We start from the raw sequence: 15,890 nt of genomic DNA, 5'->3' as shown, positions 1-15,890 counted from the left end.
TGTCTCTGTAAGCGGATGCAAATATACTGCTGTTTTATTCCCCCGCAAGCCTATTCCCCTAATTTTTTAAGGAAATCTTAAAACCAATCCTTAAGCTTCTCAATTAAAGGAACTTGTAAGATAAAAAAAATTAAAGAATTTTTAAACAAGTTCAAGGTTAATTTAAACGCCCCTTATTTGCTCTCCACTTATCGGTAAGTTCAACATACTCAAAATCCAATGCAGTGTCCTGAGGTTCCAAGATATCATTGACAAAAGATCGCTGCAAAATATCTTCAATCATAAAATCCTCCTGATTGTTTTCCGGATCAAACTCTTCTTTCAACGAAATTTCAAATAAACTAGCGGTAGTATTATACCAGAAAGCCCGCCAGCCACTTTTTAAATTCTTTATAAGGTTAAAAGCAGTTGTTCCGGTTTGGCGATGTACCAACTTAACCAAAATTTGTCCTTCTGTATGTGTGAGCTTTTTTAATTCTGCAGAAAATTCATCTTCTATATAATCCTGAACAATCTTTGTATATCTTCTTTGTGCTGACCTAGAATCTATTTCTTCAAGCCGGGCATTAAGGGCTATCAATCTTTCAGAAGCCAATTTTGCATAAGGATAAACTTTTCGAGTTTTTCTCCTTAATATAAGGTATTGTTTTCTTTCAGCAAGGTTATCAAAATGGAGTTTCTTTAAAATCACCACTTCATTAAGGTCTATCGTTTCCCTTGGCACTGTATCGCCGGCGATGATCATATATCTTTTTTGCAAGGAATCTTCGGCAGGGAGAGTATCCTGCGCTACAAGTCCCGAAGAACTAAAGAATAATATAATTAAAAGTGTCCTAAACATTCAGCAAATATTTAGCTTGCTATCATACTAAAATCATTCCAAAATTAATCAATAATGAGTTGTCATACATTTAATTCTTATTAAATTCGTGAAAATTCAAAACTATGAGTAAAGACAGTATACTAGACAAAGAATCAATAGAATTTCTAGAAAAATATTTAAATAATGCCGCACCTACAGGATACGAAGCTGAAGGTCAGAAATTATGGATGGATTATTTAAAACCTTATGTAGATGAATTCTTTACCGATAGCTACGGAACCGCGGTTGGGGTTATTAATCCTGAAGCAAAATATAAAGTAGTCATAGAGGGACATGCAGATGAAATTTCCTGGTATGTAAATTATATTACCGATGAAGGCTTCATCTATGTGGTAAGAAACGGCGGAAGTGACCATCAAATTGCTGCTTCCAAACGGGTTAATATTCATACTAAAAAAGGTATTGTAAAAGGTGTATTTGGTTGGCCCGCCATTCATACTCGGGAAAAAGAAAGCGAACAATCCCCGAAAATAGATAATATTTGTATAGATGTTGGTTGTACCAGTAAAGACGAAGTTGAAGAACTGGGAGTTCATGTAGGTTGTGTAATCACCTATCCCGATGAATTCTTTATTCTAAATGAAAACAAATATGTATGCCGCGCTCTGGACAATCGCATGGGAGGATTTATGATTGCGCAAGTTGCTAAATTATTAAAGGAGAACGACAAGAAATTACCTTTTGGGTTATACATTACCAATTCGGTTCAGGAAGAAATTGGACTACGTGGAGCTGAAATGATTACTCACCGCATTAAACCAAATGTTGCTATAGTAACTGATGTTACTCACGATACCAATACGCCGATGATTAATAAAAAGAAAACTGGCGATACCAAAATTGGTCACGGCCCAGTGATTGCCCATGCTCCTGCTGTCCAAAATAAATTAAGAGAATTACTTATTGAAACCGCTCAGGAAAAAGAAATTCCGTTTCAAAGAATGGCAAATTCAAGATTTACAGGTACCGATACCGATGCTTTTGCATATAGTAATGGCGGTGTCCCTTCTGCATTAATTTCTCTACCACTAAGATATATGCATACCACTGTAGAAATGGTGCATAAAAGCGACGTCGAAAATGTAATTAAATTAATTTACGAAAGCATTCTTAAAATAAATGAAGGAGATAGTTTTAGCTATTTCGACTAAAAAATATTTTGACATCAATTTTTCCTGCCCTTTTTGGAATTTTTCTGAAAAGGGCTTTTCATTTATTTAGCTATACTTTCACAGTTCTTTATTATACCCCGGTATTTATTCCTTTTATATTTATTGAAAAAGAAAAATGACAATTTCTCCTGAAGAAATAAAAACTTTTATTTCAGATCCATATGAGGCCGTAGGCTTTGCTAACCTAAATTATGTTTCAGAGGAACAGCTTTCCATAAGTCGGAAAAAAGTAGGTAGAGGATTTTCCTATTTTTATAAAGGAGAAAGACTCAATGACAATAAAACCATAGATCGTATTAAAAGTTTGGTCATTCCGCCAGCATGGCGGAACGTGCGTATTACGCATTTGAAAAATGGACACTTACAAGTAGTAGGGCGTGATGAAAAAAATCGAAAACAATACATCTATCACCCTGTTTGGAGCAAATTAAGAAACGAAACGAAATTTTTTAAAATGACTGCTTTTGGAGAAAATTTACCCAAAATAAGGAAGCAGGTTGATAAGGATTTGGATCTACCGGAAATGAGCCAGAGAAAAGTTCTTGCTTTAATACTTCGGCTAATGGAAGAAACCCATATTAGGATTGGAAATCAATATTATGCAAAGAACAATAAAACATATGGACTTTCAACTTTTAGATCCAGGCATTTAAAAACCTATAAACACCGTATCAAATTTGAATTTATAGGAAAAAAAGGAAAGAAACATTCGGTTACTGTAAAAAACAAACAACTAATTAAGCTGGTTAACCAATGTAAAGAAATTCCGGGGTGGGAACTTTTTAAATTTTATGATGAAAAGGGTGATAAACATACTATTGACAGTGGAATGATCAATGATTACATCCATGAAATAAGCGGTGATCTTTTTTCCGCTAAAGATTTTAGAACCTGGAGCGCGACAAAGATATTTTTTGAAACCTTAAAAGAACTCGGTTACACTGAAGACGAAAAACAAAATAAAAAAAATATGATCCAAGCCTTTGATGCTTCAGCAGAGGGTTTGGGAAACACCCGAGCAGTTTGCCGAAGTTATTATGTGCATCCTGAAGTGGTAAACGCTTATGAAACCGGCGAAATCACACCCTATTTTGAGCAGGTTAAAAATGAAAAGAATCAAAATTATATTTCTCTTTCGGAAACTGAAAAAGTTATTCTAAATATGATCCGGGATTATGAGGTGAATATTTAAAATCGGAGCAAAATCCTCTTCCTATTTTGATTAAATTAGCGGTATGAAGAACACTATTGCTGCACGGATAGCCGATTTTTTAAAAAATTATCCGCCTTTTAATCTTCTAAAAAAGGAAGACCTATTAGATATCGCAAAACAAGTAAAGGTTAAATATCTTGAAAAAGGGAAACTAATTTTTGCCGAGGGCGAAGTTGGGCACAAGAGATTTTATGTGGTAAACAAGGGAGCAATTTCTTTAGAACGCAATCACAACGGTAAAAGGGAAACCATTGATAAATGTGATGAAGGCGATATTTTTGGACTTCGCCCATTATTTGCAAAAGAGAATTATCTCATCAATGCTATTGCTGAAGAAGAAACGATTCTTTACGCAATACCAATTAAGAAATTTAAACCACTTTCAGAAAAAAATAAGGAAGTAGGTAATTTCTTAATTCAGAGTTTTGCTTCCAATACCCGAAATCCTTATTCTGAAGCGCATAAAGGAAAATTGGTTTCCGAAAAAGAACCAGAAGAAAATAGATATCAGCCCAACAATAACCTTTTTGAACTCCAACCTGCTCCGGTTACCCGGAAAGTAATAATGACCTCACCTGATACCACTATAAAAGCTGCGGCCCAGCTAATGAGTAAAAAAAAGGTAGGATCGGTTCTCGTAGTGGAAAATAATATTCCCAAAGGTATTGTAACTGATGAAGATTTCAGAGATATGGTGGCAACCGGCGCTTTTGGTATTGATACCGAGGTTTCTAAAATAATGGCATCTCCGGTTATTTGTTACCCCCAGGGTTTGAGCATTGCCCAGGCACAACTCACCATGATGAAACATCATATTAACCACATTTGCATTACCGAGGATGGAACTCCAAATACTAAAGTAGTAGGAATACTTTCCGAACATGATATTATGGTATCCGAAGGTCATAATCCATCGGTCTTAATGAAGGCGATTCAGCGCAGCAGCAGTACGAATGAATTAAAGAAAATTCGACATAAAGTAACTTTATTACTGCGGGGTTTTCTTGCCTCCAATATTCCTTTAAATCACATTTCAAGGATTATTTTTGAGTTAAATGATGCGACTATAAAACGCATCATAGAACGTTGTGTTAAGAAACTACCGACCCCACCTCCCTGTGAGTTTACCTGGATTTCTCTGGGTAGTCAAGGACGTAAAGAACAACTTTTACAAACCGACCAGGACAATGCGCTTATTTTTGAAAATGTTCCAGAGGAAAAACTAGAGCAAACCAGGGCTTACTTTTTAGAGTTATCAAGAAAAGTGAACAAACGTCTTAATATCATTGGTTATGAATTCTGTCCTGCAGAAATGATGGCAAAAAACCCTAAATACTGCCTGAGTTTAAGCGAATGGGAGAATAAATTTACTAATTGGATTATAGATCCTGGAAATGACGAGATTTTACTTTGTTCTATTTTTTTTGATTTTGATATTTCCTATGGGAATGTAAATTTATCAAATGCTCTGGCCGATCATATTTTTAGCTTAACAAATGATAACCGTAAATTTTATGCAGTAATGGGTGCCACGGCTTTAAGGAATCCTTCACCTCTGGGATTTTTCAGACAATTTTTAGTAGAACAGGATGGAGAAAATAAGGATTTTTTCGACATTAAAAAGAGGGGGATCACACCCATAACAGATGCCGCAAGACTACTAATTTTATATCATCAGGTCAAAAATATCAGCAATACTGCTGAGCGTTTTGAAAAACTGGCGCAAATTGAACCTAATAATAAAGAGTTGTTTATGGCCTGTTCCTATGCCTCCAAAGTTCTGCTGAAATTTAGAACACAAGACGGATTACAAAATAGAAACAGTGGCAGATTTATAGATCTGGAAAATCTAAGCAAAGAGGAAAAGATTAAGTTGAAACGCTGCTTTAAAAGTATACGACAAGTACAGGAATTAATAAAATACCGATTTGAAGTAACCCCTTATATCTAATGTTTAACTTGTTTAAAAAGAAATCAGATAATCTACCAGAATTCTGGTATGAGTATGAAGCTAAATTTCAGAAAAAACTTCCGGAAAAAATTGAGGATACCCGTTTTGTAGTTCTTGATACTGAAACTACAGGTTTTAATATTAAAAAGGACAGAATGTTGTCTATTGGCGCTATTGCTATCAACAATAAATCAATAGACATTGCTGACGGATTTGAAGAATATATTTCTCAGGATACCTTTAACCCCAAAACTGTGAAAATTCATGGTATAATTCAGAATGAACGGATAGACTCCCTTTCTGAAGAAAAAGCGGTTAAAGCCTTTTTGGAATATATCGGAAATTCTGTATTGGTGGCTCATCACGCCAGTTTTGACATTGGGATGTTCAACGAAGCTTTAGCCAGGATGGGCTTACCAAAGTTGAAAAATAAAATTTTAGATACTGTGAATTTATATCGCGGCACCCGAATAATTTCTAATCTCATTAATCGGGAGAAAAATTATTCCCTGGATGAAATTGCCGAAACTTATAATATAGACATAAAAGATCGCCATACTGCCGCCGGGGATGCTTTTATAACCGCCATCGCTTTTTTAACCATATTAGGAAAACTCAACTCTGATAGAAAACTTAAACTTAAAAAACTGTTCAAGATTTAATTGAAACCCACCGACCCTAAGCCTTTGAGGTCCAATAACAAACTAAGAAGTTAGCCTATAATTGCTTTATAAAGCCTCTTTAATAATCTCTTCTACAACTTCAGGATTTAATAAAGTAGAAGTATCACCAAGATCCTCGGTTTGTTTTGAAGCGATTTTACGAAGTATTCGTCTCATAATTTTTCCGCTTCGCGTTTTTGGTAGTCCGCTGACAAACTGGATTTTCTCAGGTTTCGCAATCGGCCCAATTTTATCACCTATTTGTTGATTGATCTCTTTTCTCAGGTTATCGTGATTTCTGGACTCTCCGGCTTCTTTCAAGGTGACAAAGGCATACAAAGCATTTCCTTTCACTTCATGGGGGAAGCCAACAACAGCTGATTCAGCTACGGCCGGGTGTTCATCTATTGCGTCTTCTATGGGAGCAGTACCTAAATTATGACCAGAAACAATAATTACATCATCTACCCGACCGGTAATTCGGTAATAGCCAACTTCATCTCTTAAAGCGCCATCTCCAGTAAAATACATATTTTGGAATGTTGAAAAATAGGTTGTTTTATAACGCTCGTGATCTCTCCAAACTGTTCTGGCAATACCAGGCCAGGGAAATTTGATACATAAACGCCCATTTACCTGATTTCCTTTTAGTTCATTTCCATTTTCATCCATTAAAGCAGGTTGAATTCCCGGAAAGGGTAATGTCGCATATGTCGGTTTTACAGGTGTAACGTAAGGAATTGGAGTAATCATAATTCCACCGGTTTCGGTCTGCCACCAGGTATCTACAATTGGACTCTTATTTTTTCCAACATTATCATTGTACCAATGCCAGGCTTCTTCATTAATAGGTTCTCCAACAGTTCCCAGGACTTTTAAAGAAGATAGGTCGTGACTTTCTACAAATTCTATATTTCTTTTGGCCAAGGACCTTATTGCCGTTGGAGCGGTGTAAAATTGATTTACTTTGTGTTTCTCTACCACCTCCCAGAACCTACCGGCATCCGGATAAGAAGGGACCCCTTCAAACATTAAGGTTGTCGCCCCATTAGCCAGTGGTCCATATAAAATATAAGAGTGGCCGGTAATCCAACCAATATCGGCAGTACACCAGTAAACATCATCCTGCTTATATTGAAAAACATTTTTGAAAGTATAAGCAGTGTAAACCATATAACCGGCTGTGGTATGCAACATCCCTTTCGGCTTACCGGTAGAGCCCGAAGTATATAAAATAAACAACGGATCTTCTGCATCCATAGTTTCGGCTTCACATTTATCAGAAGCTTCATCAAGAAGCGGCTGCAACCATTGATCTCGAGCTTCTTTCATTTCAATATCAGAATCGAGTCGTTTTGCTACTAAAACACTCTCGACACCCGGACAATCTTCCAGGGCCTTATCGACGATTCCCTTAAGATCTATCGTTTTATTGCCGCGATAGGAACCGTCAGCGGTAATAAGCATTTTACAATCAGCATCATTAGTTCTGGTTGCCAGGGCTTTTGAAGAAAAACCTGCAAAAACTACAGAATGTATTGCACCAATCCGTGCACAGGCTAGCATAGCTATGGCCAGTTCAGGAATCATGGGTAGGTAAATACAAACCCGATCGCCTTTTTTAATGCCTTTTGACTTTAAAACATTTGCAAATTTATTTACTTTCTTATGTAATTCTCCGTATGAAATATGTTGTGCTTCTTCTTGAGGATCGTTGGGTTCCCAAATAATAGCTGTTTTATCCGATCGATTAAAAAGGTATCGGTCTATACAATTTTCTGTTATATTGAGCTTGGCATTTTCGAACCATTTTACTTCAGGCTTATTAAAATCCCAACTTAACACCCTGTCCCATTTCTTTCTCCAAGAGAAATGTTCCTCCGCTATTTCATCCCAGAAATTTTCAGGATCCCTAACTGATTTTCTATAAACTTGAAAATATTCTTCTAAATTTTTAATATGATAATTACTCATAATTTAAACAAATATGTTGTTGGTTCTATGGATTGAAATTGCAAAGAATAAATTATCTTTCTTGCAATTTATAAAAACCCGTTGAAACCAAAGACTCAAAACGCCGTTAAAATTAGGCTTTTTCAAGTTTTATGAGATTTTTAATAGAATGGATAAATTATAGGAAAAATTAGAAAAATACTCAGTAAAAAGTTTTACCGCACTTAAAATTTGAAAAATGAATGTGGCTACGATTAAACATTTGGAAAGGAGTTGGTGCTCTAATAATGCTCCACAAATTTCTGATGGTCCTTTAGCCATTTATCTAAGAAAGCAGATTCCTTCCTAGAAGCAATTTTATTTGTTTTTTCTTCACGCCATTTTTTATCGGAATCCTCCCTGATAAAAACTTTAGTTTTTCTCCCCAAACCAACTCCAAAAACTTTTATAAAAATTTCCGCCTTGGCAACATAGGCCTTATCGGTGTTTTGTAAATAGACTAGTCTCATTTTCGTTTTTTCGTTTGGTTAGCACTATAGCCTAAGCCTTGCAAAGACTATGCCTACAGTCAGAAAAAATACCTGAGCATTCTTAAAATTCAATTTGTGAAAAACTATGTTTATAACTCCCCACCCAAATTTTAAATCAACAGTTTATTCCTTATAACTTTACACATGTAAAATCATACCGGCGGAGATTGCTATTTGTGATACATAAGGGGAATCATGTGAGAATCATGAGCTGTTGCGCAACTGTAAAGTAGATTTATCTACAAGCCAGATTACCTTCCTAGCCGGGCTGACTTTTGCTTTCGCATAAAAAGTAAATGTCCAGGACAATATTTTTGCGGATTTCCCGCAACTTCACTTGCCACAGACACTTATTTTCCTTTATGCCTTTGATTTTGAATCTAAAACAAATATAATTATGAGTATTTTTCAAAAGCGGGTAAATTATAAACCTTTCGAATATCCTGAAATCCTTCAATTTACCGAAGCGATTAATCGTTCGTTTTGGGTGCATTCTGAAGTAGATTTCACCGCCGACGTACAGGACTTTCATTCGCATCTTAATGAAAATGAAAAACAGGTGATTAAAAAGAGTCTTTTGGCTATTGCTCAAATCGAGGTGGCGGTAAAATCTTTTTGGGGTGATCTTTACCAGCACCTTCCTAAACCGGAATTTAATGGTCTCGGAAGCACTTTTGCAGAGTGTGAATTCAGACATTCAGAAGCTTATTCCAGATTGCTGGAAGTCCTTGGCTATAACAATGAATTTGAGAAATTAATCGAAACCCCGGTTATCAAAAAAAGAGTAGCCTACCTCTCGGAAGCTTTATCCAATACAAAATCCTCAGATGAGAAAAAATATGTGTTTTCTCTTATCCTATTTTCAATTCTAATTGAAAACGTATCTCTTTTTAGTCAGTTCGCCATTATTTTATCCTTTAGCCGATTTAAAGGTGTGATGAAAAATGTAAGTAATATTATTGCCTGGACCTCGGTTGATGAACAAATCCATGCTAATGCCGGAATTTATATAGTAAACCAGATTAAAAATGAGTTTCCTGAGTTCTTTAATGAGGAAACCAAGGCTGAAATTAGAGAGATCATAGCGCATTCGATGGAAGTAGAATCTGAAATCCTTGATTGGATCTTTGCAGAAGGGTCTTTAGAGCAATGTAAAAAGGAAGACTTACTAAATTTTATGAAGTACCGGGTAGACGATAGCCTAGAAAAGATTGGGATGGAAAAACTCTACTTCGTTTCGGAATATGATTATAAAGCAATGCTTTGGTTTGAAGAAGAAGTATTTGCCAACAGTTTAGACGATTTTTTTGCAAAACGACCTGTAGATTATACTAAACACGACAAGAGTATCACCGCCGATGATCTTTTTTAATTCCGTCAAAAGCAATATCAACTTAAAATTCCAGTACAATGCCTGAAACAATAATAAAAGAAAATCACCAGGAACGACTATGGTGGCTCAACGAAGAAAGTCAGCAAATACTTAACCGTGGATACCTATTAAAAGGTGAAACCGCGAAATCGGCAATAGAACGCGTAGCTAACGCTGCGGCTAAAAGACTTTACAAGCCGGAGTTGGCAGAGGCTTTTATTGAAATGATAGAACGTGGCTGGATGAGTTTAAGTTCCCCAATTTGGGCTAATATGGGCACCGAACGTGGATTACCTATTTCCTGTTTTAACGTCTATGTACCCGATAATATTGAAGGCATCACCCATAAACTTGGTGAGGTGATTATGCAAACCAAAATTGGAGGAGGTACTTCTGGTTATTTTGGAGAATTAAGAGGCCGCGGGAGTGCAGTTACCGATAACGGAAAAAGTAGCGGTGCCACAAGTTTTATGAAGCTTTTTGATACTGCTATGGACACAATTTCTCAGGGGGGTGTTCGTCGTGGAGCATTCGCAGCTTATTTGGATATCGATCACCCCGATATTAAAGAATTTCTTGAAATAAAAAATATAGGAAACCCGATTCAAAATTTGTTTTATGGTGTGAGTGTTCCTGATTACTGGATGCAGGAAATGATAGATGGGGATCGCGAAAAACGAGAAATATGGGCTAAAGTTTTAGAAAGCAGACAGCAAAAAGGTTTGCCATATATTTTTTTTAAAGATAATATTAACCGTTTTAAGCCGCAGGTTTATAAGGATAAAAATTATACGATTCACTCCAGTAATCTTTGTTCAGAAATAGCCCTGCCTTCAACGGAAGATGAATCTTTTATTTGTTGCCTGTCTTCGATGAACCTGGAACTTTATGACGAATGGAAAGATACAGAAGCCGTTAAATTGGCAATTTATTTTTTGGACGCAGTCTTACAGGAATTTATTGCAAAAACTGAAGATAATTACTACCTCTCTTCTGCCAATAAATTTGCTAAGAGGCATAGGGCTTTAGGACTTGGCGTCATGGGTTGGCATTCCTATTTACAAAAAAATAGAATTCCTTTTGAGGGATTAAAAGCAAAAGGTCTCACCAATGCTATCTTCAAAGAAATTAGTGAAAAAGCTACCAAGGCCAGTAAAGAATTGGCCAGCATTTACGGGGAACCTGAAGTTTTAAAAGATTACGGATTAAGAAATACCACTTTAATGGCGGTTGCACCCACTACTTCCTCCTCCGCTATTTTAGGACAGGCGTCTCCCGGGATAGAACCTTTTAGCAGTAATTACTATAAGGCAGGACTGGCTAAAGGTAATTTTATGCGCAAGAATAAATATTTAAAAGAATTACTTAAAGAAAAAGAATTAGATACCGAAGAAACCTGGCGCAGCATAATGCTGAATCACGGCAGCGTTCAACATTTGAAAGAGTTAAGCAATGAAGAGCGATTGGTTTTTAAAACTTTTAAGGAAATAAGTCAATTAGAGATTATACAGCAAGCTTCCGTTAGGCAGAAATATATCGATCAGGCACAGAGCTTAAATTTGAATATTCCTTCTGATCTTCCCGTGAGGGAGGTGAATAAATTGATGATAGAAGCATGGCAGCTGGGAGTTAAAACCCTTTACTACCAAAGAAGCCAAAGTGTTTCTAAAGAATTTATAGCCAATATGGTAAATTGTTCTAGCTGTGAAGCTTAAAATTATGCTTTTAAATTAAAAAGCGCCAGTGGCGCTTTTTAATTTGTACGTTATTTTCAAATATCACTTTGCTCCCCATTCCTTCAAGGAATCTTTATTCATTTTCACATAATCTTGGTTTCCTGCTTTTTCGGCTTCAGCTAAAGATTTTTTTGCAGCTGCAATAGCTTCATCTTCTTTGCCTAGATCGGCGGCAATAAGTGATTTTCTTCTTAAAATCCAAAAAGCATTAGGATTTCCCATTTCAAGAGCTTTATTAACCCATTCATAGGCCTGCTCCAAATCTTTATTGGAATCGTGGTAATAAGTTGCTGCAGCAAAATAATCTGCGGCGCCTGGGCCGCTCATGATTTTCTCAATGCTGGCCATTGCCTTTTCCTCTGTTGGAACTTCAAATCTCAAACTTGCCACTGTATTGTCCCAAATAAAATTCAGGGCAGCGGAGTTGTTTTTCAGATCATCTAGCATAATGGTAAAAGTTTCCATATCAATAGGAAGTTCCATAACTTCTGCGGTAGCTCTTAAGGCAATTTTGTCTTCATTCCATTGTGCAGGAGTTCCCCAGTTGGATGCATCCTTATAAAATATGACTTCCCATTGGTCTTGCTTGGGTATTGTATAGAGGGCATAAGTTCCTGCTTTTAATTCCTCTCCTTGTATTTTAACATCATCACTAAAGGTTATCTTAGTATTTTCATTGGCTCCAGTTCGCCATACTTTGCCATATGGCACTAGCTCGCCAAAGATTTCACGATCCCTCATTCCGGGACGGGAATATTCTAATGTCACATCGGTAAGTCCGACTTTCTGTTCAATTTTAGTAAAAGGGCTCGGTTGGGGAGCCTGCACCTGCGCTTGAGCAGCACTTATAATTCCGGCAGTACATAAAAAAAGAAATAGTTTTTTCATTGTTCAGTATGTTTTTAGTTGAATCAAATATACCTAGAAATTGATTATAAAATTAAACGCTCTCTATTTTCATTTATATTTTGTTTAACTATAAATATTTTATTTTAAACAAAAGTACACTTAACTTTACCTTCAAATAATTTTAGAATGAAAATCTATACCCTTAGAACGATTCAAAAACTTCCCGTAAGCCTCGATAAAGCATGGGAATTTCTTTCCAGTCCGGGTAATCTTAAAACAATCACCCCAGATTACATGGGATTTAACATCATTTCAGGTGCAGATCGACCGATGTATCAGGGTCAAATAATTCAGTATATCGTGACGCCATTAGCCGGAATTAAAACAAAATGGGTTACAGAAATTACTCATGTAAAAGACAAAGAGTACTTTGTGGACGAACAGCGATTTGGTCCTTATGCTCTTTGGCACCACAAGCACTTTCTTAAGGAAATACAAGGTGGTGTAGAAATGGAAGATATTGTAGATTATAAATTACCCTTTGGAATTTTAGGACAAATGGTTCATCCAATTCTGGTAAAACCCAAACTAAATGAGATCTTTAATTACAGACAGAAAAAACTCGTGGAGCTCTTTGGGGAATTTAAAGAAACCAAGTCCGCAAACTCTACCTTAAAACAGGATATTTTAGCTTAAATAGAAAATTGATATTAAACAGATCAAACTGTGTACTCCACGCAATAATTAGCTATCCATAATAATTAAAGTCCTGGGAGAAATTCCCGACTTAGATCTAAATATAAACATTTAATGATATGAATATTTTACTTATCGGAGGTTCTACGGGAATCGGTCTAGAGATTGCAAAACAACTCGCTAAAAAAAATAAAGTCATTGTCGCTTCAAGAAATAAAGGAGGATTAAACGATGATATTGAACATTTTGAATTTGATGTTTTAAAAGACAATATAACAGATTTAGAATTGCCAGATGAGATTCACGGACTGGTATATTGCCCGGGGAGCATAAATCTGAAACCTTTTAAAATGCTCAAACAAAAGGATTTTGAAGAAGAAATGAATCTAAATTTCTTTAGTTTGGTAAAAGTAATTCAGTCACTATTGCCGAAATTAAAAAATGCTGAGAATTCAAGTCTGGTATTTTTTAGCACGGTGGCTGTGAAAGTTGGGATGCCATTTCACACGGGCATTGCAGCAGCGAAAGGAGCTATTGAAGGTTTCGCAAAATCCCTGGCGGCAGAATATGCTCCTAAAATACGGGTAAATGTGATAGCTCCTTCCCTAACCGATACACCGCTTGCTGAAAAATTATTATCCAACGACTCTAAAAAAGAAAAAATGAGTGAAAGACATCCACTAAAACGAGTAGGCACCGCAAAAGACATTGCCAACGTAGCCGCATTTTTATTAAGTGATGAAAACAGCTGGATAACCGGACAAATTATCGGAATAGATGGCGGACTTTCAACTTTAAATATCTCTTAAATGAATGAAGTAGTGAGTATCTTTTGGTTTAGACGTGATCTCAGGTTGGACGATAATGTAGGATTTCAGAAAGCTTTAAAATCGGATAAGCCAGTATTACCAATTTTTATTTTTGATACGGAAATCCTTGATAAATTGCCCAGGGATGATGCCCGAGTAACCTTTATATACCAACAGCTTCAGCAAATACGCAAAGTACTTCAAGATAAGTTCAATTCTTCAATCGCCTTGTATCACGGAAAACCATTAGAAGTCTTTAAGCGGTTAATCAACACATATACAATTTCAGAGATATTTATCAACCGCGACTACGAAGCTTATGCGGAAAAAAGAGATAAAGCAATAGGGAAATTATGCTTGGATAATAATATTGGGTTTCAGACTTTCAAAGACCAGGTTATTTTTGAAAAAGATGAAGTAGTTAAAAAAGACGGGGATCCCTATGTGGTTTACACACCATATATGAAAGTGTGGAAAGAGCAATTTAAATCCCTGGATCTAAAAATTCATTATACCAATCCATATTTACAAAATCTCGTTCGAAATACAAGACTGCCTAATTTGACTTTAAAAGAAATTGGATTTAAAACTTCAGGAATTAAAGTGCCGCCCTATGATGTTACACCTACTTTCATTCAACAGTATGAATCAACGAGGAATTTCCCTGATAAAAAAGGGACTTCCCGGCTTGGAATACATCTTCGCTTCGGAACTGTTAGTATAAGAAAGATAGTGAAAAAAGCAGTTGCAGAAAGCAACAAAACCTTTCTGGAAGAATTGATTTGGAGGGAATTTTTCATGCAGGTTTTATTTCATCATCCCAGTACAGTAACCCAATCTTTTAAAAAGAAATACGACCGGATTCAATGGCGGAATAATGAAGATGAATTTGAACAATGGAAAAATGGTACAACTGGTTTTCCTTTGGTAGATGCAGGAATGCGGCAATTAAATAAAACAGGCTTTATGCATAATCGTGTTCGTATGTTAGTGGGGAGTTTTCTTTGCAAACATCTGCTGATTGACTGGCGGTGGGGTGAAGCCTATTTTGCTGAAAAATTATTGGATTATGAGATGTCATCCAACGTAGGAAACTGGCAATGGGTCGCCGGATGTGGTGTAGATGCCGCACCATATTTCCGGATATTTAATCCTACTACACAAATTGAAAAGTTTGATAAGGACAAAAAATACATCAGAGAATGGATTGAGGAATTTGGAACCGATCAATATCCCGAAAAAATGGTAGACCATAAAGAGGCCCGCGAACGAGCTCTAAAAGTTTATAAAAATGGAATAACTTAATTATTCCAGATTTTCCTGGCTTTTTCAAGATCTTCAGGAGTGTCTATGCCGATGGTTTGCATTTGGGTTTCTACCATTTTGATATTTTTACCATACTCCAGAAACCTAATTGCTTCTATTTTTTCCGCTGATTCCAGAGAAAGCATCGGTAAATTATAAAAATCAATAAGTGCCTGTTTTCTAAACGCATAAATTCCAACATGCTTAAAATAAGTTACTTGCGCATCTGTATTTCGAGGATAAGGAATTGGAAATCTTGAAAAATACATTGCAAAATCATTCTTATTGGTAATTACCTTTACATTATTTGTATTGGTAATATCCTCACTCTCTGAAAGGGCTGTCTTTAATGAAGCAAGATCTATGGAGGAGGCATCGTCCTCTCTGAAAACCACCAGTAATTTTGCAAGACTGTCCTTATCTATAAAAGGTTCGTCTCCTTGAACATTCACCACAATATCCACATCCATTTCCTGTACAGCCTCTGCAATACGGTCGCTTCCACATTCGTGTTCTTTATTACTTTTTATAACATTACCACCATTTTTATTGATTTCAGCATAGATTTCATCACTGTCAGTTACCACATAAACCTGGTCAAAAAGTCCGGTATTTTCAGCAGCTTCGTAAGTTCGGGTAATCACCGATTTACCATTAAGGTCTTTTAAAAGTTTGCCCGGAAAACGAGAAGCCTCGTAACGAGCAGGAATCATTGCGATTATTTTAAGCGGATTATTCATTAATAATTTAGAATTTTAA

14 protein-coding genes and 1 riboswitch are annotated in these 15,890 nt (G+C 36.2%); of the genes, 9 read left to right on the top strand and 5 right to left on the bottom strand.

What is annotated here, in order from left to right:
- Positions 1 to 157 precede the first annotated feature (157 nt).
- Positions 158 to 841, bottom strand: a complete 684-nt coding sequence (locus tag DET49_RS17450; protein WP_133550012.1) for a DUF4294 domain-containing protein — start codon at positions 839 to 841, stop codon at positions 158 to 160.
- A gap of 104 nt (positions 842 to 945) precedes the next feature.
- On the opposite strand from DET49_RS17450, the gene DET49_RS17445 reads away from it, so the two are divergent.
- From DET49_RS17445 to DET49_RS17430, 4 genes are all read left to right on the top strand, one after another.
- Positions 946 to 2,034, top strand: a complete 1,089-nt coding sequence (locus tag DET49_RS17445) for a M42 family metallopeptidase (RefSeq protein WP_133550010.1) — start codon at positions 946 to 948, stop codon at positions 2,032 to 2,034.
- Positions 2,035 to 2,170: 136 nt separating this feature from the next.
- Positions 2,171 to 3,247, top strand: a complete 1,077-nt coding sequence (locus DET49_RS17440) for a DNA topoisomerase IB (protein WP_133550008.1) — start codon at positions 2,171 to 2,173, stop codon at positions 3,245 to 3,247.
- 43 nt (positions 3,248 to 3,290) lie between these two features.
- Complete coding sequence (locus tag DET49_RS17435) at positions 3,291 to 5,219, top strand: DUF294 nucleotidyltransferase-like domain-containing protein (protein ID WP_133550006.1); 1,929 nt, start codon at positions 3,291 to 3,293, stop codon at positions 5,217 to 5,219.
- Positions 5,219 to 5,881: a PolC-type DNA polymerase III gene (locus DET49_RS17430; RefSeq protein ID WP_133550004.1), complete on the top strand. Its 663-nt coding sequence runs from the start codon at positions 5,219 to 5,221 to the stop codon at positions 5,879 to 5,881. The genes DET49_RS17435 and DET49_RS17430 overlap by 1 nt, the downstream gene beginning before the upstream one ends.
- 66 nt (positions 5,882 to 5,947) lie before the next feature.
- Here the strand turns inward: DET49_RS17430 and acs are convergent, their stop codons facing one another.
- Together acs and DET49_RS17420 are read right to left on the bottom strand one after the other, a co-directional pair.
- Positions 5,948 to 7,855 (bottom strand): acetate--CoA ligase, encoded by a 1,908-nt coding sequence (gene acs / locus DET49_RS17425; protein ID WP_133550002.1) that lies wholly within the window; start codon positions 7,853 to 7,855, stop codon positions 5,948 to 5,950.
- Positions 7,856 to 8,115: 260 nt separating this feature from the next.
- Entirely contained in the window at positions 8,116 to 8,343 is a 228-nt protein-coding gene (locus DET49_RS17420) for a hypothetical protein (protein ID WP_133550000.1), read from the bottom strand.
- Positions 8,344 to 8,510: 167 nt separating this feature from the next.
- Positions 8,511 to 8,642, top strand: a riboswitch (cobalamin riboswitch).
- A gap of 119 nt (positions 8,643 to 8,761) precedes the next feature.
- On the opposite strand from DET49_RS17420, the gene DET49_RS17415 reads away from it, so the two are divergent.
- Both DET49_RS17415 and DET49_RS17410 read left to right on the top strand, forming a co-directional pair.
- Positions 8,762 to 9,736: a ribonucleotide-diphosphate reductase subunit beta gene (locus DET49_RS17415; RefSeq protein WP_133549998.1), complete on the top strand. Its 975-nt coding sequence runs from the start codon at positions 8,762 to 8,764 to the stop codon at positions 9,734 to 9,736.
- A 38-nt stretch (positions 9,737 to 9,774) separates the two neighbouring features.
- Positions 9,775 to 11,451, top strand: coding sequence for a ribonucleoside-diphosphate reductase subunit alpha (locus DET49_RS17410; protein WP_133549996.1), 1,677 nt, complete (start codon positions 9,775 to 9,777; stop codon positions 11,449 to 11,451).
- Positions 11,452 to 11,514: 63 nt separating this feature from the next.
- On the opposite strand, the gene DET49_RS17405 is transcribed toward DET49_RS17410, so the two are convergent.
- The gene (locus DET49_RS17405; protein ID WP_133549993.1) at positions 11,515 to 12,360 is read right to left on the bottom strand and encodes a DUF2911 domain-containing protein; all 846 of its coding nucleotides are present in this window, start codon (positions 12,358 to 12,360) and stop codon (positions 11,515 to 11,517) included.
- A gap of 147 nt (positions 12,361 to 12,507) precedes the next feature.
- Between DET49_RS17405 and DET49_RS17400 the strand changes: the two genes are divergently transcribed.
- The 3 genes from DET49_RS17400 (at position 12,508) to DET49_RS17390 (ending at position 15,131) form a co-directional block, all read left to right on the top strand.
- Entirely contained in the window at positions 12,508 to 13,017 is a 510-nt protein-coding gene (locus DET49_RS17400) for an SRPBCC family protein (RefSeq protein WP_133549991.1), read from the top strand.
- A gap of 119 nt (positions 13,018 to 13,136) precedes the next feature.
- Positions 13,137 to 13,826: an SDR family NAD(P)-dependent oxidoreductase gene (locus tag DET49_RS17395; protein ID WP_133549989.1), complete on the top strand. Its 690-nt coding sequence runs from the start codon at positions 13,137 to 13,139 to the stop codon at positions 13,824 to 13,826.
- Positions 13,827 to 15,131, top strand: coding sequence for a cryptochrome/photolyase family protein (locus DET49_RS17390; RefSeq protein ID WP_133549987.1), 1,305 nt, complete (start codon positions 13,827 to 13,829; stop codon positions 15,129 to 15,131).
- On the opposite strand, the gene kdsB is transcribed toward DET49_RS17390, so the two are convergent.
- Positions 15,128 to 15,871, bottom strand: coding sequence for a 3-deoxy-manno-octulosonate cytidylyltransferase (kdsB, locus tag DET49_RS17385; RefSeq protein WP_133549985.1), 744 nt, complete (start codon positions 15,869 to 15,871; stop codon positions 15,128 to 15,130). The two genes, DET49_RS17390 and kdsB, sit on opposite strands and share 4 nt — an antisense overlap.
- Positions 15,872 to 15,890 lie beyond the last annotated feature (19 nt).

Source organism: Salegentibacter sp. 24 (assembly GCF_004362395.1).
GTDB lineage: Bacteria > Bacteroidota > Bacteroidia > Flavobacteriales > Flavobacteriaceae > Salegentibacter.
Note: the sequence above shows the minus strand (reverse complement) of the source record. Positions and strands in the feature narration are given on the sequence as shown.